Origin of the sequence: Bradyrhizobium roseum (assembly GCF_030413175.1) — a bacterium.
Taxonomy (GTDB): Bacteria; Pseudomonadota; Alphaproteobacteria; order Rhizobiales; family Xanthobacteraceae; genus Bradyrhizobium; species Bradyrhizobium roseum.
In genome coordinates this window covers 6,548,229-6,564,926 of record NZ_CP129212.1, presented here as the reverse complement: position 1 = coordinate 6,564,926, position 16,698 = coordinate 6,548,229, and the positions used below count along the sequence as shown (strand labels likewise).

The following is a 16,698-nucleotide window of genomic DNA, read 5'->3' as shown; positions in this document are numbered from 1 at the left end:
GTTCACGCGATCTCCAAAAGAACCGCTCGCGGGCCGCTTCATGCATCGTCGTGGTTAAGGCCCGAGGGCCATGCAAAGCCGGAAGCGAAGCCCGATGCGAAGCTTCTCTTCATCCGGCAGGAACCATCGTCATGCGGGCGGTTTGGTTTGCCACAGAGGATGGAAAACATGAGCAAAACGAATTTCGAAGCCGGCGCCGATGCGGGCAAGCAGGTTCCACCGAAGCGCCATGATGCCGGCAGCGGCGCGAACGAAACGGCGGATGGGTTGGATGCCACCAGCGAAGCGTTGCGCCATGCCGCGGAAGATACGCCGTCCGGCGCCACGCCCGAGGATGTCGAGACCGTGCCGGTGTTCGACCGCGCCGACCTCGCACCGAAAATCTAGGAGGCAGTCATGGCCATCAAAAAGCACGGCGTCATTATCGAAACGCCGACGGAAGCCCGGCAGGCCGAGCCGGGGCCGTCAATCCTGCTGCTTCTCGTGGTGAGCGTCAGCATCGCCGTCATCGCGATGGCGATTGTTTGGTTCGTCTTCTTCCGCACCTAGCCGGACCGCCAAGGCGTCTCTCCGGGATTCACTGTCGCCACGTACACCAGGCACGACTCGGCGTTTCTCATCTCAGCTACAAAATATCAGGAAAGCTCATGGCCAAATCAACCAAGCCGACAGCCGGCACAACGGCGGCAGCGGCGTCGGCAACGATCCACGATCAGAAGTTGATGCGGGGCGAGGGGGGCGAGCTTCACCAAACCGCCAGCGGCGATATTCCGGTGCTGACCACCGCCCAGGGCGGTCCGGTCTCGGATGACCAGAATTCTCTCAAGATCGGACCGCGCGGCCCGACCTTGATCGAGGATTTTCATTTTCGCGAGAAGATTTTCCATTTCGACCATGAGCGGATTCCCGAACGCGTCGTTCACGCCCGCGGCTACGGCGCGCACGGATTCTTCGAGAATTACAAACCCCAGACGAAATACACCCGCGCCGATCTGTTCCAGCGGGCAGGCGAGAAGACGCCGGCTTTTGTGCGTTTCTCCACGGTCGCCGGCAGCAAGGGGTCGGCGGATCTGGCGCGTGACGTGCGCGGCTTTGCCGTCAAGCTTTATACCCAGGAGGGCAACTGGGACATCGTCGGCAACAACATTCCGGTGTTCTTTATTCAGGACGCCATCAAGTTTCCGGACCTGATTCATGCGGTCAAGGAAGAGCCCGACAGCGCTTTCCCGCAGGCGCAATCGGCCCATGACAATTTTTGGGATTTCATCAGCCTGACCCCCGAAAGCATGCACATGATCATGTGGGTGATGTCGGATCGCGCCATCCCGCGCTCGTTCCGCTTCATGGAAGGGTTTGGCGTCCACACCTTCCGCCTCGTGAATGCGAAGGGCGAATCGACGTTCGTCAAGTTTCACTGGAAGCCGAAGCTCGGCATGCAATCGGTGCTCTGGAACGAGGCCGTGAAAATCAACGGCGCCGATCCCGACTTTCACCGCCGCGATCTCTGGACCGCCATTCAGACCGGCAACTTCCCGGAATGGGAGCTGCAGTTTCAGCTGTTCGATCAGGCTTTCGCAGACAGTTTCGATTTCGATGTTCTGGATGCCACCAAGCTGATTCCGGAAGAAGTATTGCCACCCGTCCCGGTCGGTCGGCTCGTGCTCGACCGAATGCCCGGCAACTTCTTCGCCGAGACCGAGCAGGTTGCGTTCATGACGCAGAACGTGCCGCCCGGGATCGATTTCTCCAACGATCCGCTGCTACAGGGCCGCAATTTCTCCTATCTCGACACGCAGCTGAAACGGCTCGGCAGTCCCAATTTCACGCATATCCCGATCAATGCGCCGAAATGCCCGTTTCATCACTTCCAGCAGGACGGCCATATGGCCATGCGCAATCCCGTTGGCCGGGCCAACTACCAGCCGAACTCCTTTGGGGAGGGACCGCGCGAATCCCCCGAGCGCGGGTTTACGCCATTTGCCGACCACGAAAGTGGCGCCAAGCGCCGGCTGCGCCCGGAGAGCTTTGCGGATCACTACAGCCAGGCCCGGCAGTTCTTCCTGAGCCAGACCGAAGGCGAGCGGCATCACATCGCCGCTGCGCTGGTCTTCGAACTCAGCAAGGTAAAAACGCCGGTGATCCGCGAGCGGGTGGTGTCGCATCTGCTCAATATCGACCAGTCCCTGGCGCAGCAGGTCGGCACGGGGCTAGGTCTGCAGGCGATGCCCAAGGCCGCCGATGCAGCGGTGCCCGTTCGTCAGGACCTCGATGTATCGGCCAAGCTCAGCATCGTCGAGAACGGCCCGCAGCGCTTCGAGGGGCGCAAGCTCGGCATTCTCGTCTCGGATGGCGTCGACGCGACGTTATTGAAGGCGCTGAAGACGGCACTCGGCAAGGAAGGGGCGAGTTTCGAAATCATCGCGCCGAAAGTGGGCGGTGCAGAAGACAGCGATGGCAGCTGGATCGAGGCCGATCAGATGATCGATGGCGGCCCATCCGTGCTGTATGACGCCATCGCGCTGTTGCCGGCGGCAGATGCGATCGACGATCTGCTGAAGGAATCGACGGTACGTGATTTCGTCGCCGACGCCTTCGCGCATTGCAAGTTCATCGGTCATGTGAAGGCCGCCGTGCCGTTGTTCGCGAAAGCAGGCATTGCGGAGGCCGACTTTGACGAGGGTGTTATCGCGCTGGCGTCTCCTGGGGATGTCAGGGAATTCGTCGGCAAGCTCGGTCAACTGCGGGTCTGGAGCCGCGAGCCGCGCGTCAAGATGAAATAGGGGGCGGCAGCACGAGCATCGGTCTCGGATCCAGCTTGATGAAACCCGTAGAATTTCTGTTTTTTCTCAAGCTGCTTGGGCTTCACGACGGGACGCTGGAACTGATTGACGGCGGTTCTGTTGTCCCGCCAGACGCACTTGAGGTGGGACATGAATCACAAATCGATTGAAGAAATCTCGAAGCGAATGGCAGGCATCGACATTGCTATCCTGTCGACCCATACGGAGAATGGCCAGATCGCCAACCGTCCGATGAGCAACAATGGCGATGTCGACTACGACGGCACATCGTACTATTTCACGTTTGAACAGTCCCGCACCGTCGCCGACATACAGGCCAATCCGAAGGTCGCGCTGGGTTTCACCAGCGATGGCGGAATATTTTCGGATGCCATTTATGTTGCAGTCGAAGGCGCCGCTGAACTGATCCGCGACAAGGCTGCTTTCAAGGCCCATTGGACGAGCGATCTGGACCGATGGTTCGACCAAGGTGTCGATACGCCCAATATCGTGCTGATCAGGGTCAAGGCCTCGCGCATCACCTACTGGGACGGTGAGCACGAAGGGGAGGTCGAGCTGTAAGCCGGCTGAACGCGTACCCATCCGATGCAGAAGCCGCCCGTTTGAGGCGGCTTTTTCATTGCGCCGTTCGTCGACCGACAAGATTCTGAACCACAAGCTGTGGGAAATCGCGAACCAAAACAGAATTGACCTGACGGCGGCGGCCGGCTGAAATCACCACCCGCCGGGAGGATCGGCCCGCATTGAACTGGAGAGAGCCAATGTCTGAGAGAAATGCGACCGCGGCCATTATCGGGGCGGGGGACTTCATCGGTTCAGAAATCGCCAAGAAATTCGCCGCCGAGGGGTTCACCGTCTTCGCCGGGCGCCGCAACGGCGACAAGCTCGCGCCGCTGGTAAAGGAGATCGAGGCCGGCGGCGGCAAGATCGTCGCACGGTCGCTCGATGCCCGCAAGGAAGAGGAGATCACCGCCTTCCTCAACGAGGCCGACAAGCTCGCGCCGCTGGAGGTCTGCATCTTCAACGTCGGGGCCAACGTCAACTTCCCGATCCTCGACACCACCGAGCGGGTGTTCCGCAAGGTCTGGGAAATGGCCTGCTATTCGGGCTTCCTGGCCGGCCGCGAAGCCGCGCGCCTGATGCTGCCGCGCGGCCAGGGCAACATCTTCTTCACCGGCGCCACCGCCAGCCTGCGCGGCGGGCGCGGCTATGCGGCGTTTGCCAGCGCCAAGTTCGGGCTGCGCGCGGTGGCGCAGGCGATGGCGCGCGAACTCGGGCCGCAGAATATCCATGTCGCCCACCTGATCATCGATTCCGGCGTCGACACCGAATGGGTTCGGCAACGGCGGATCGAGGCATTGGGGCCGGATGCGCTGAAGGATCCCGATGCCCTGATGCCGCCGGCGTCGGTCGCGGATGCCTACTGGCGGCTGTACGACCAGCCGCGCAGCGCATGGACCTTCGAAATGGAGATCCGGCCGTTCAAGGAGACGTGGTAGCCATCAGACCGAGCACGAAAGAAGCCGTCGATTTCAATCAACCTGGCCCTTCGTGCACGCAGCGATAAACTCTGTTTTTCCTCGCGCTTCATAGCTACCCCAACCGCGTTGAGTCGCCAGATCGCTGCAGGATTGAAAGGAGCGTCTTGCAGGCTCCGATTCGTTTCTGGCCGTGCTGGTACGACGGATGGCTGGGGCGGGCATCGCCGCCGCCGGAGGCGATGACGTTGTGGAAGGTGATGAAGATGTCGGAGGTGGGCTCGCCGATGCCGATGGCAATGCCGCGGCCGTACTTTGGCTGATGGCTGCCTTGCCGTCGGGCCGCTGGGTTACCAGCAGGAAAGCAGCAGCTGCCGCGCATAGTGCGATCACGCCGATGAGCGCGACTGATATCCTCCTGTTGGCCGGTTTTGTTCTTGCCGGAGCGGCGGATGCCTGCGGCGCCCCGTAAGAGCGGGCATTGTCCCACGTCGCCACGACATAGGCGTGAACCGGCTCCGGAATGTTCTTCACTTTCCGCGCGCCGATATCGATAAATCGCACCGACAGCTTGTTGGACACCTGTTCATACACCGCGCGCGAAATGCAGATGCCGCCGACCTCCGCCAGGCCTTCAAGGCGTGCGGCGATGTTGACGCCATCGCCGAGCAGATCGCCTTCGCGTTCGACGACGTCGCCGATGCCGATGCCGATGCGATAGTTCATCTGCCGGCTGCCCGGATAAGCAAGGTTGCGCGTGCGCAGGCTCTCCTGGATTTCGATGGCGCAGCGCACGGCTTCGACGGCGCTCGAGAATTCTGCAAGGAGTGCGTCGCCCGCGGTATTGAAAATGCGCCCGCCGGCTATCGCAATGAAATCGTCAATGGTGGATCGGCAGGACGCCATTCGCCGCAGCGTCTCTTCTTCGTCATCGGCAACCAATCTGCCGTAATCGGCGATATGGGCTACCAGAATGGCGGCGATCTTGCGCCTCATGACGTTAGCATCCCGAAAAGTTCAGTCCCAGCGCTCCCGATTGGGACAACCGGAGATGGTCAGTACGGGGCAACCACGCGGTGTCGAAAGAAGCCTATCTGCTGTCCATCCGGGTCGCAATATCAAACCGTCCCGTAACATGTCAGAATCGTTTGGTTTCTTTTGTCTTACCCACCCCGCCTCAGACGGCAGCAACCCGTCATGTCGCTCTCGGGCTTCTTCGGCATCGCCGTCGAGCATGGCCGTTTGCGGTGCGCCGGATCCGGGCGGCGATCGAACCGCTGGTGTTCGACCGCGTTTACGGCGCGTGGTGGGGGCGCAACATCGCTGCGAACGCAAGGGCCGCGTTCGAGATGTCCGTGAGCAGGTATCGCCGCGAACTCCGGTTAAAGCCTCTAGCGGTTGCCAACCCCGACCGCGGCGACGCCGCGCGGCATTGGCGCCGGCTGAGGGGCGATGGGCGGGCTCTTCGGTTCGCTGAGCCAGCCGGTGATCCGCGACATCAGGCCGGACTGTTCCGCGGCCCTCGGCTCCTGCACGAAAGGATCGGTGTAGCATCGTGCGCCGGCGCTCTTGGCGATCCGCGCTACCGCATCCGTCATCGCCGGAGCGCCCGCAGTGTACACTACGTCGTCGGGCGTGAGTGCGGGCAGATGGTCGGTCGGCCTTCCACCCTGAATGGCGTGCGACATCTGCTGCGGCTCGGACACCATCGGGATCAGCGTGACGTTGGGAAACAGCGCCAGCCGGCATAGCGCCGCATGCATGTAGAGCGAGCGGATGCTGCGGGCCTGCACGATGAACACCATTTCGCGCTGCGGCTGTTCCATGATCGCGGCGACCGCGACCGACCACATCGGCGCAAAGCCGGTGCCGCTGGCGACGAGTACGGTGCGCCCCGGATGATCTTTCCTGAAGAAAGCGCGGCCGTACGGCCCCGTCAGCTTGACGCGGTGGCCGGCGCGGATTTCCTGGCCGAGCGCCGAGGAAACCAGCCCGTTCTGCACTTTGCGGATGTGGAAGTGCAGCAGGTGATCGTGAGGCGCGCCTTCCATCGGGAAAGTCGGGCTGTAGGACCGCGGCGGCATGCCCTGGAACTGCAGCTTGCAATACTGGCCGGGAAGGTAGTCGAGCGGCTTTGGCAGTTCGATGTCGACGCCCACCACGTCGGGCGCGAGCGGGACGACCTGCGCTACTTCCGCCGACAAGGCCACCGGCTCGGGCGCGTCCTCGATCTCGATCTGCAGATCGGAGACGATCCGGGCCTGGCAGGCGTGGATCATGTCGTCGCCGCGGCTTTGACCACCGAACACTTGGCCGTCGACCAGCCGCACGCGGCAGGCGCCGCAGATTCCGGAACGGCAGTCATGCGGGAGATCGACGCCGCTCATCAACGCCCAGTCGAGCAGCAGCTCGCCGCGGTTCGCGAGAAACGGCTCGTCGTTGATCGTGACTTTGCAAATCTTTGACATTTATTCCACCTCGATACGAATGGGCCGCACGTGCCGCGTATGTCTGATCTGGCTGTGGTCGAAGGCGGCGACCCGCATGAAGACGCCGCTTCGGATGGGCACGTCAAACTTGCTTGTGGTGTCGAGCCGACGTTTCACCTCCAGCGCCCAGAGGCCGGAGGCCCAACGGGCCGCCGATCGAACGTCGGCGCGGTCGCCTGAAAATTCGCCGCCCAGGATGACGCCCGGGATCACGGTGCCGACCGGGATGCGGGCGTCGGCATCGGTCGAGTAGGGCACCGAATCCTGATCGGTCATGTACCACCGCGCCCCGTCGCTCTCGCCGTGATTGGGATCGAGATCGATGTCGCCCATCGCGTCCGTGGTGGCGGCGACGGCTTTGGGCAGTCGAAGTGGAGCGATCAGGCGGCTGCGACGCGGGCCGCCCGAGGTGTCGGCCTCGACGGAGAAATTGTCCCGGTAGTTCGCCGTTCCCGGGTCGGTCGCGAAGCCGCCCTTGTAGGGCAAGACATTGGCCACCTGCATCGGGGTCGGGTCGGCCGGCGGTCCGAAATGCGCGTCGTCCAGCCATCCGGCCGAACTGCTGGTCGCCTTCCACTGCCAGACATCGGCGTAGCCGGCCGCGGTGTAATGGAGTCCGCGTCCGCTCATGGTGGCCGGCGCACTGGCGACGGGCTGCGGTCCCGGATGAAACGTCCGGCCGCCGGCCAGCGTGACGTCCATGGTGGTGAACAGCACCGAAAACTTGTCTTCGTTGTACTGATGCTCGTCGCCGAGTTGAAAGCCGGAATGAAGCAGGTGCCAACCATCGGTTTCCTTGACCAGCGGCAGGTGCTTCAGCGAGCGCGTCGCGTCCTGCCAGGTGAACAGGAAATACGCGTAGGTACCGTCATGCACCGCGCGGATCTCGATTCGGGCTTCTCCCTTGCCGTCGAAATTCCCGCCTTCTCCGGTGAGCAGCGAGAACGGCTTGACGCCGCGCCAGGCCCGATCCGACGTGTCGCCGTCGAGGATCGGAGCGTCGGCCGGGTTGATACGGCGGATCTGCACGCTGTCCACCGTTAGCCGGTCGGTTGCCACGAGGAGCGAGCCGCCGGTGATAGCGGCGGCGACCGCGACCACGAACGCATTGGCCTGCAGCGTCGGGTTGCGCGACCGCGCGGGGCCGGGCGTCGGGCGCATCGCAGGGTCAGGTTCGCGGGGCCGGTCGCGGCGGGCCTCGGCGCGCGGCTGCAGCGGATGGGACGGGACCTCGGGCGGGGCGCCGAAATTTTCCGATTCGGACGCGCGCGCCGATTGCTCGGCCAGCATGCCCAAAAGCTCGACTGCATCGAGCTTCGGCGGCGGCGCGGGCAGTGGGGCGGGACGGAAGATGCGCAGCAGTTGCGCAACGCCGCCGCTCTTGTACTGGGTCAGGACGTGCAACACGACGAAGGCGAGAATCACCCACGTTCCGACCCAGTGCAGCATCGCGACGTCGTAGCCGGAGTAGAAGCCGAAATAGAGCAGCCCGCCGCTGATCAGCAGTCCCGACATCGTGACGAAGAAGATCCAGTACATCAGGGCGATCACGGCGCTCAACCTGACTTGTCCGCGGCGGAACAGTCCGCGCACCCGGACCTTGTCGAGCTGGACGCGGCGTCCGAGGCCGGAGCGGAGCATGTAGACGACATAGCCGATCGCGACCGACACCAGCACGATCGCCGCCTGCATATGGGCGACCCATGCACTGCCGCGCGGCAGTACGGCGTCGAACCAGTTGAGCCAGGTTCGGTCGGGTGATTCGGTCGCGATGCGTAGACCGGTAACGAGCGCAACGGCGAAGGCTGCCACGAACGTCCAGTGCAGAATGATGGTCCCATAGTCCGTCTTACGCTGCCTCACGCAGATGCCCCGCTAATTCATTTACCGGACAGCAACCGCGCCGATTCCTCCAACCGCCGATGCCGCCGCCGTACCGACGATGGGTCCCCAAACCCGTTATTGGGGCCACCGTCCAAGGATCGTTTTTCAAGGATCTTTCCTTGCGGGCCCAGGCCGGCTCATGCCTGTTCTCTGTGCCCGTTGCGTCAGCCGGATCGGCGAACGCGTTCTTCACTCGAAGTACCGGCCTCCGGCATTCCCGTAGCATCGGGGACGTCGGAGGCCGCGCCGCGCGCCGCTATCCCCACGTATGGTGCAGTTGATGCGCCAGATCGGGCATGTCCGCATTGCCATGGTCCTCGATCGCAATGCTGACGTCAGCTGCCGCAAGCGTCACCGGCTCGGCGCCGATTGGAGAGACTACGTCGAGTGCAGGAACCGACTCTGCCGCTGACACGGCGGCCGGCGGTTCGGCCACCGGCGCCGTCCCCAGGACTTCGGTCACAGTTGCGCCATTGGGATTGTAGCTGCCTCCGGTGACGGGGACGTTGCTCGCGCTGACATCGGCCGCGTTGCCGTGCATCTGGTCTGCCGCCGCCGTGACCAGGGTGGCATCGCCGGTCTGCAGTCCCTTGATGATCGCGGCCACCTCGGCGCCAAGCGCACCGGTCGCCGTCAGCAATGCGTCGCCGCCCTGTGCCGCGTCGAACTCGGCCACGAACTTTTCGAATGCCTTGAGGTTGTCGATCAACGCGGCAATGGCGTTAATATCGCCGCTGCCAACGAGGTCGATGGCCTGCTGGCCGAGCGAATTGGACTGGGCGATGAAATTGGCCGTGAAGACCGTCTGCACATCATTTTCAGGAAGCGCTTCGGCGGGATTTCCGACGCCCGGGATCGGCGAGAAGCCACTGACGCCGTCCTGCGTCGCCATCTCGGCCAGCTTGGGGTCGCTCTGAACGATTTCGATAATGTCGAGGATGTTGTCGATGCTGGCGCGCGCCGCATCGGGGCTGATGTCCGGGTCATTGATATAGGCGAGCTCGAGCTGGAGCTGCTGCAGCACTTCGTTGGCGTGCTCGCCGACCGCTCCCTCGAACATTTCCGGCTTGGCGCTGATCAGCGTCTGCAGGTCCTTGATCACGGTATTGAGGTCTTCGGTGATCCCGGCCCGGTTGTCGTCAGTGACGCCGCCGAGGATGTCGTTGGCCACGTCATTGAAGCTCGCGCCGATCTCCGCGAGACTGGCGAGCGGTGCGGGTGCTTCAGGCACTGCCGCCGGCGCCGACGCAAGTGCAAGGTTGGTCAGCGCGACATTGGCCTTGACCGTATTGACGGCATTGACCATGTCGAGATTGCTGGCGCGAAGCGATTGTTCTGCGGCTGCCGTATTGCCGATCATGGCGGCGGTGTTCGCCGTGGCATTGGCCGTCGAAATCGCGGTGTTGATGTCGGACAGTATGGCCTGAACATGGCCGAGCGCGGCGCCGGACAGCTGCCCCTTGCCGACCTCCGCCAGCAGACCGTTATGCACCGTCGTGAGTTCGTTCGCGATATTGGCGACGCCGCTAGTTCCCAAGCTGCCTTGGTCAACCGTCGTTTGCGGCAGGCTGCTCACGGGCGCCTGGACAGCGTTGTTGAAGGTCGTACCAAGGCCGGAGAAGGTGGGTGCAGTGGACGGCGAGGGCGTATCGATGAGCGGAGGCGCGTCCTCCGGCGGTGTTGCGGACGGAGGCGCGGGGGCCATCGGCGGGCTCGGCGCCTCGTCGATCGGCTGCTCGAGATCGGCGCGGCGCTGATCTCCCCAAAGCGTGAAACGAGCCATTCTTGGTCCCCTGTCATCCAGTCGAATTCATTGATGCGTGGTCGCCGCCATCCACCAGGGAGCGGGATGTGTGCACGATGAAGGATCGGTTAGCTTCGTGGCGTCATTCGGCCGAGACGGCGACCATTGAGCGCCGAAGCAAGGTGATAGACGGACGAATCCATGACGGGCGGTGCCCCGAAAAGAGGCGAATGAAGCCCCCGCAAGGCTGAGAAACTGCTGCTGGTATCGGCGCTTGGCGCGCGAATCCGGGGGGCCCGCTCGTTCGTGCCGGAATTCCGCTCAGCCGCGCCACACAGAGCCGGCGACAATGCGGCGTTTGCCACCTTTCTACCCGCGAGCGAACTTGAACGATCGGCATTCGTCGCATTCTCGTCGAAAAATGGTCTGCATCGCGCGTCAAGCAGGCTTGCAGGGAAACCCGCCACTCGAAGGGGGCAAAGGGCAGTTCAATGAGTATCGCTCAGGGGCAGGCACGGAACCGGGCGCGGGCAGCTGCGACGCCTCGGGCGATTTCGGACCTGCTGTCGACGTTGAACGCCGGAGATCCGGTCGCGAACGCGCTTCGCGACAGCGCGCGCCGCATGATCGGCGTCGCGTTGTTCAGCGGCGTCATCAACATCCTGATGCTGTCGGGCTCGCTCTATATGTTGCAGGTCTACGACCGGGTGATCCCGAGCCGTAACCTCGCGACCCTGTTCGGCCTCTCCTTGATGGTGCTGATCGCCTATCTGGTGCAGGGCTATTTCGATGCGATGCGGTCGCGGATGCTTTGCCGGATCGCGACGCTGTTCGATGGCGGCCTGCAGGAAGCGATCCACTCGGCGCTCGCCACTTTGCCGCTGCGCGGGGTGAAGCCTGTCCTGATGCAGCAGCCGCTGCGCGACCTCGACCAGGTGCGCACCTTCATGTCGGGCATGGGACCGACGGCGTTCCTCGACATGCCCTGGATTCCGGTGTTCCTGATCGGGCTTTTTCTGTTTCATCCGCTGATCGGCTTAACCGCGCTGCTCGGCACCGCCGCGATCATTGCCATGACGCTGGTGACCGAGCGGATCTCGCGCAGCGCGACCAAGGCGGCGTCGGACCTGAACGCACAGCGGCAGGTGCTGGCGGACGCGACACAGCGCAACGCGGAGATCGTCCGGGCCCTCGGCATGACGGACCGGCTGACGGCGCGCTGGGCGCAGGCAAACGAGCGCTATTTGCAGGAAAACATCCGCGCGACCGACGTATACGCCAATCTGGGCTCGAGCGCGAAGGTGCTGCGCTACATCCTGCAGTCGGGAATGCTGGGCATGGGCGCCTATCTTGTCATCGCCGACAAGGCGTCGGGCGGCATCATGATCGCGTCCTCGATCCTGATGGGGCGCGCGCTCGCGCCGGTGGAGATCGCGCTCGGCACCTGGAAGCAGCTCGCCGCCGCGCGCCAGGGCCTGACGCGCCTGCGCGACATCTTGAAGGCGACGGCGCAGCCTCCCGCGCCGCCAGTGAAGCTGCCGCGGCCCGGCCGCGAATTATCCGTGCAGAATCTCGCGGTGGCGGCGCCCGGTTTCGACATGCCGATCGTCTCCGGCGTTACCTTCTCGCTCAAGGCCGGTTCGGGACTGGCGCTGCTCGGCGCCAGCGCATCGGGCAAGACTTCGCTTTCGAAGGCGCTGGTTGGAATCTGGCCGGCGCATCGCGGCGCCGTGCGGCTCGACGGCGCCTCGCTCGACCAATGGCGCAATGAGGATCTCGGCCGGCATATCGGCTATCTGCCGCAGGATGTCGGTCTGTTCGACGGCACCGTGGCGGAAAACATCTGCCGCTTCGACGACAATGCCAACTCGGACGCGATCCTGAAGGCCGCGCAGATTGCCGGCGTCCACGACATCATCCTGCGTCTGCCGGAAGGCTATGCGACACGGATCGGACAAGGCGGCATGTCGCTGTCGGCCGGCCAGAAGCAGCGGGTGGGCTTGGCGCGCGCGGTGTACGGCGATCCCTTTCTGCTCGTGCTCGACGAGCCCAACGCCAATCTGGATGCCGACGGCGAGAACGCCCTGACCCGCGCCATCGGGATCATGCGCCAGAACAAATCCGTCGTCGTCGTCATCTCGCATCGGCCGAGTGCGCTGTCGGCGCTCGACATGACCATGGTGCTCTACGAAGGCAAGGCGATCGCATTCGGTCCCAGCGCCGAGGTCTTCGCGCGTGTCCGCAACGCCGGCGGCAAGGGAGTGCCGGGAGTACCGCAGTCTCCGCCGCAGGCCAAGGCTGAGCCGCGTCAGGCGATTGCCGAAAGCGTACCATCATGAAGGGTTTCGATCACGTGTATGCCGATCAAAGAGTTTCGCGCCGCCGGTTCGAGGGGACGGATGAGGATGCCGCGGCACCGCAGGGCCAGGCGCTGATTCTCGAACTGCAGCGGCTGCGGCAGGCTTTCGAACTCGACAATCAGCAGGACCAGCGGCCGCCGCTTCGCCGCCCGGCGAACGACGAGGGCCGTCCGGGTTCGCGGCGTCCGCGGCAGGCCCGGCCGAAGCGGTCGAAGAAGAAGAGCAAGATGGGGCGGGTGCTGGAATGGCTGGGCCCGTTCGGGTCGCAGCCCGAGGTTCTCGATCCGGAACCGCCGCCGCCGCGCGGTGGACGCACGCGCGATCCACAATTCATGACCGCGCCGCCGGTGGGCGGCATGCGCGGTCCGGCGGAGTATGCCCCCCCACGCATGGGCCGGCACAATGAGCCGCAGGCGCGGGGGCCGATCATCTCGCCCGACGATCCATCGCTGATGAATTTCCCAAGGTCGCGGCCGGAGGCCCTGCCGATCGAAGAGATGCGGCCGCCGCGCGTCGAGGCGCCGCAACTGGCGCCGCCGAGCCCCGCCGGCCCGATCTCGCGCGACCGCTCGGTGGCCAACGTGGTCCGCAACGGCCTGACCGCCGGCGTCGCTTTTCTCGCCGATCGCGACGGGTCGAGGGACATGGCTGGGGCGCCCGGCGAGAGCATCGTGCAGCGCGCGGGCCGCGCCTACGAGGGCGAACTGCGCACCGGCCTGCGGGCGCTGCTGATCGTCGGTGGCGTGGCCGGCGGCTGGATGGGGCTTGTGCCGCTATCGGGCGCCGTGGTGGTGCCGGGCAATCTGGTGGTGCAGTCCAACGTCAAGACCATCCAGCATCCGACCGGCGGCGTGGTCGCGCAAATCCCGGTCCATAACGGCATGCGGGTCAACGCCGGCGACCTGCTGCTGCGGCTGGACGCTACGCAGGCGCAGGCCAGCCAACAGGTGGTCAGCAAGCAGCTCGACGAAATGCGGGCGAAGATCGCGCGGCTGACGGCCGAGCGCGACGGTTTGCCCAAGCCGGCGATCCCTACCGAAATGTCGTCGCGGCTGGACGATCCCAGCGTCAAGAACGTGCTGGCATCGGAGGCATCGCTGTTCCGGGCGCGGACGACGGCCCGGGAGAGTCAGAAGGAGCTGCTCAAGAGCAAGGTGTCGCAGCTTGGCGAAGAGATCGTCGGCCTCGAGGCGCAGGTCGCATCGAAGGCCAAGCAGCTGGAGTTGATCACCGGCGAACTCGTCGGCGTGCAGGAGCTGTTCGACAAGCGTCTCGTTCCGATCGCACGGCTCACGGCGCTGCAGCGCGAGGCCGCCAGGATCGAGGGTGAACGGGGCCAGTTGATCTCCACGATCGCCGAGACCAGGACCAAGGTAGACGAGGCCAAGCTGCAACTGGTCAGGCTCGACCAGGACGTGCGCACCGAAGTGGTCAAGGATCTTGGCGAGGCGCAGGGCAAGGAAGCCGAACTCAGCGAGCGCGCCGTCGCGGCGCGCGACATACTCGAGCGCATCGAGATGCGCGCGCCGACGTCGGGCGTGGTCCATCAGTTGAACGCACACACCATCGGCGGCGTGATCCGCGCCGGCGATGCCGTGATGGAGGTGGTGCCGGATTCCGACGATTTGCAGATCGAGGCCAAACTGCAGCCCAACGACATCGACCAGGTGCGAAAGGGCCAGCAGGCCTTTGTCCGCTTCTCCGCTTTCAACCAGCGCGTGACGCCGCAATTGAAGGGGCAGGTCTCATTCATTTCGCCCGATACCACGAAGGACCCGCAGACCGGTACATCCTATTTCACGGTCCGGATCATGCTGCCTGAGGAGGAGCGCCGCCTGCTTGCCGGGCTTCAGCTGATGTCGGGCATGCCGGCCGAGGTATTCATGCAGACCGGCAGCCGGACCATGCTGAGCTACCTGTCCAAGCCCATCATGGATCAATTCCAGCGCGCTTTCGTTGAGCGGTGAGGGGGCGGGCATAGGGTTACGGAGCGGCTCAATCTTGCCACCCCAGATGGTATCGCTATATCAGGGCTTTGGTTTAGCCCTGTTCCTTGCGAGCCCCTGATGACAACCACCACCGCCCCCGAATCCCAGCCGTTCCAGGCCGAGGTCGCCGAACTCCTGAACCTGATGGTGCACTCGGTTTATTCCGAGACCGACATCTTCCTGCGCGAGCTGATTTCCAACGCATCGGACGCCTGCGACAAGCTGCGCTATGAGGCAATATCAGCGCCCGATCTGATCACCGACGGCGCGCCGCCCAAAATTCGCATCGTGCCGAACAAGAAGGCCGATACGTTGACCGTCGTCGATACCGGCATCGGCATGGACCGGCAGGAACTGATCGACAATCTCGGCACCATTGCGCGCTCCGGCACCAAATCCTTTCTCTCCCGCCTGACCGAGGCCAAGGACGGCAGCAACCTGATCGGCCAGTTTGGCGTCGGCTTCTATGCGGCGTTCATGGTGGCCGATCGCATCGTGGTGACCAGCCGCCGCGCCGGCTCGGACCAGGTCTTCGTCTGGTCGTCCTCGGGCGGCAGCGGGTTTGAAATCGCGCAGGCCAGCGAAGAGGACGCCGCCCGCATCACGCGCGGCACCGAGATCGTGCTGCACCTGAAAAAGGACGCGGCGAAATATATCGAGACCCACGAGATCGAACGCATCGTTCGCGCCTGGTCCGACAACATCCAGTTCCCGATCGAACTGGTGCCGGAGGAGGGCGAGCCGCGCCAGATCAATTCGGCCAGCGCGCTGTGGCAGCGGTCCAAGTCCGATCTGACGCCGGAGGACTACAAGCAGGCCTATCAGCAGATCGCGGGCGCCTTCGACGAGCCGGCGATGACGCTGCATTACCGCGCCGAGGGCCGGCAGTCCTATGCGGTGCTGCTGTTCGCGCCGTCGAACAAGCCGTTCGACCTGTTCGACCAGGCGCGCAAGGGCAAGGTCAAGCTCTATGTCCGCCGCGTCTTCATCGCCGACGACGCCGAGATCCTGCCGGCCTATTTGCGCTTCATCCGCGGCGTGATCGACAGCGAGGACCTGCCGCTCAACATTTCGCGCGAGATGCTGCAGAATAACCCGCAGCTCAGCCAGATCCGCAAGGCCGTCACCGGCCGCGTGATTTCGGAGCTGGAAAGCCTCGGCGACAAGGAGCCGGAGACGTTCGCCAAGATCTGGGACGCGTTCGGCCCCGTGATCAAGGAAGGCATCTGGGAGGATTTTGAGCGTCGCGAGAAACTGCTGGGCCTCTCGCGCTTCACCACGACCAAAGGTGAGAAGCGCTCGCTCAAGCAATATGTCGAGGACCTCAAGCCGAACCAGACCGACATCTATTATCTCACCGGCGAAAGCGTCGAACGGTTGAAGGCCAACCCGAAACTGGAATCCGCGACGGCGCGCGGCATCGAAGTGCTGCTGCTGACCGATCCGGTCGATGCATTCTGGACCTCCGCGCCGCTCGATTTCGGCGGCAAGCCGCTGAAGTCGCTGAGCCAGGGCGACATCGATTTTGGCCTGATTCCGCTGCTGGACGACAAGGCCGAGGACAAGCGGGACGAGGCAACCGCGGATCAAGACACGACGATTGCGCTGATCAAGGACGCGCTCGGCGAACGCGTCTCCGACGTCCGCGCCTCGCAGCGGCTGACCGCGAGCGCGTCATGCCTGGTCGCCGGCGGCGGCGCGCATGACCGCATGCTGGAACGCCTGCTGGCGATGCAGAACAAGGCGCCCACCACCAAGCCGATCCTCGAGGTCAACATGCGCCATCCCCTGGTCTCGGCGATCGCCGGCGACAAGGACGCGGCCAAGGACCTGTCGTTCCTGCTGCTGGAGCAGGCGCAGATCCTCGACGGCGAGTTGCCGGAGGACCCGGCGGCGTTTGCCAACCGGCTCAACGCGCTGGTGCTGCGCGGGATCGTGAAGGGATAGGACGATC

At 64.1% G+C, this 16,698-nt stretch carries 11 protein-coding genes and 2 pseudogenes; 9 read left to right on the top strand and 4 right to left on the bottom strand.

The features are described 5' to 3' along the window. Positions 1-168: 168 nt before the first annotated feature. The 5 genes from QUH67_RS31100 (at position 169) to QUH67_RS31080 (ending at position 4,300) form a co-directional block, all read left to right on the top strand. Positions 169-387, top strand: a complete 219-nt coding sequence (locus QUH67_RS31100; protein WP_300943413.1) for a hypothetical protein — start codon at positions 169-171, stop codon at positions 385-387. 9 nt (positions 388-396) lie between these two features. Continuing rightward, the gene (locus QUH67_RS31095) at positions 397-549 is read left to right on the top strand and encodes a hypothetical protein (protein ID WP_300943410.1); all 153 of its coding nucleotides are present in this window, start codon (positions 397-399) and stop codon (positions 547-549) included. A gap of 98 nt (positions 550-647) precedes the next feature. Continuing rightward, positions 648-2,780 carry a catalase gene (katE, locus tag QUH67_RS31090; RefSeq protein WP_300943408.1) on the top strand — a complete coding sequence of 711 codons (2,133 nt, stop codon included), beginning with the start codon at positions 648-650 and terminating at the stop codon, positions 2,778-2,780. A gap of 150 nt (positions 2,781-2,930) precedes the next feature. Continuing rightward, positions 2,931-3,362: a pyridoxamine 5'-phosphate oxidase family protein gene (locus QUH67_RS31085; RefSeq protein ID WP_300943406.1), complete on the top strand. Its 432-nt coding sequence runs from the start codon at positions 2,931-2,933 to the stop codon at positions 3,360-3,362. Between the two features lie 200 nt (positions 3,363-3,562). Further along, positions 3,563-4,300, top strand: coding sequence for an SDR family oxidoreductase (locus tag QUH67_RS31080; RefSeq protein WP_300943404.1), 738 nt, complete (start codon positions 3,563-3,565; stop codon positions 4,298-4,300). Between the two features lie 470 nt (positions 4,301-4,770). Here the strand turns inward: QUH67_RS31080 and QUH67_RS31075 are convergent. Beyond that, positions 4,771-5,275: pseudogene (locus QUH67_RS31075) on the bottom strand (adenylate/guanylate cyclase domain-containing protein); the annotation flags it as partial. Positions 5,276-5,409: 134 nt separating this feature from the next. Here QUH67_RS31075 and QUH67_RS35055 point away from each other — a divergent pair. Next, positions 5,410-5,646: pseudogene (locus QUH67_RS35055) on the top strand (hypothetical protein); the annotation flags it as partial. Positions 5,647-5,670: 24 nt separating this feature from the next. On the opposite strand, the gene QUH67_RS31065 reads toward QUH67_RS35055, so the two are convergent. The 3 genes from QUH67_RS31065 to QUH67_RS31055 all read right to left on the bottom strand — a co-directional run bounded on the left by QUH67_RS31065 (position 5,671) and on the right by QUH67_RS31055 (position 10,435). Next, on the bottom strand, positions 5,671-6,747 hold the full coding sequence (locus tag QUH67_RS31065) for a 2Fe-2S iron-sulfur cluster-binding protein (protein WP_300943402.1): 1,077 nt from the start codon (positions 6,745-6,747) through the stop codon (positions 5,671-5,673). Further along, complete coding sequence (locus QUH67_RS31060) at positions 6,748-8,631, bottom strand: ethylbenzene dehydrogenase-related protein (RefSeq protein WP_300943400.1); 1,884 nt, start codon at positions 8,629-8,631, stop codon at positions 6,748-6,750. A 277-nt stretch (positions 8,632-8,908) separates the two neighbouring features. Next, positions 8,909-10,435 (bottom strand): hypothetical protein, encoded by a 1,527-nt coding sequence (locus QUH67_RS31055; protein WP_300943398.1) that lies wholly within the window; start codon positions 10,433-10,435, stop codon positions 8,909-8,911. Positions 10,436-11,019: 584 nt separating this feature from the next. Between QUH67_RS31055 and QUH67_RS31050 the strand changes: the two genes are divergently transcribed. The 3 genes from QUH67_RS31050 (at position 11,020) to htpG (ending at position 16,691) form a co-directional block, all read left to right on the top strand. Continuing rightward, positions 11,020-12,735: a type I secretion system permease/ATPase gene (locus tag QUH67_RS31050; protein ID WP_300948234.1), complete on the top strand. Its 1,716-nt coding sequence runs from the start codon at positions 11,020-11,022 to the stop codon at positions 12,733-12,735. After that, on the top strand, positions 12,732-14,723 hold the full coding sequence (locus QUH67_RS31045; RefSeq protein ID WP_300943396.1) for an HlyD family type I secretion periplasmic adaptor subunit: 1,992 nt from the start codon (positions 12,732-12,734) through the stop codon (positions 14,721-14,723). The genes QUH67_RS31050 and QUH67_RS31045 overlap by 4 nt, the downstream gene beginning before the upstream one ends. 96 nt (positions 14,724-14,819) lie before the next feature. Beyond that, positions 14,820-16,691: a molecular chaperone HtpG gene (gene htpG, locus QUH67_RS31040; RefSeq protein ID WP_300948233.1), complete on the top strand. Its 1,872-nt coding sequence runs from the start codon at positions 14,820-14,822 to the stop codon at positions 16,689-16,691. Positions 16,692-16,698: the final 7 nt, after the last annotated feature.

Coding starts and splice junctions, on each gene's coding strand:
- QUH67_RS31100 (WP_300943413.1), top strand. CDS start 169: ATGAGCAAAACGAATTTCGAAGCCGGCGCCGATGCGGGCAAGCAGGTT.
- QUH67_RS31095 (WP_300943410.1), top strand. CDS start 397: ATGGCCATCAAAAAGCACGGCGTCATTATCGAAACGCCGACGGAAGCC.
- katE (WP_300943408.1), top strand. CDS start 648: ATGGCCAAATCAACCAAGCCGACAGCCGGCACAACGGCGGCAGCGGCG.
- QUH67_RS31085 (WP_300943406.1), top strand. CDS start 2,931: ATGAATCACAAATCGATTGAAGAAATCTCGAAGCGAATGGCAGGCATC.
- QUH67_RS31080 (WP_300943404.1), top strand. CDS start 3,563: ATGTCTGAGAGAAATGCGACCGCGGCCATTATCGGGGCGGGGGACTTC.
- QUH67_RS31065 (WP_300943402.1), bottom strand. CDS start 6,747: ATGTCAAAGATTTGCAAAGTCACGATCAACGACGAGCCGTTTCTCGCG.
- QUH67_RS31055 (WP_300943398.1), bottom strand. CDS start 10,435: ATGGCTCGTTTCACGCTTTGGGGAGATCAGCGCCGCGCCGATCTCGAG.
- QUH67_RS31050 (WP_300948234.1), top strand. CDS start 11,020: ATGATCGGCGTCGCGTTGTTCAGCGGCGTCATCAACATCCTGATGCTG.
- QUH67_RS31045 (WP_300943396.1), top strand. CDS start 12,732: ATGAAGGGTTTCGATCACGTGTATGCCGATCAAAGAGTTTCGCGCCGC.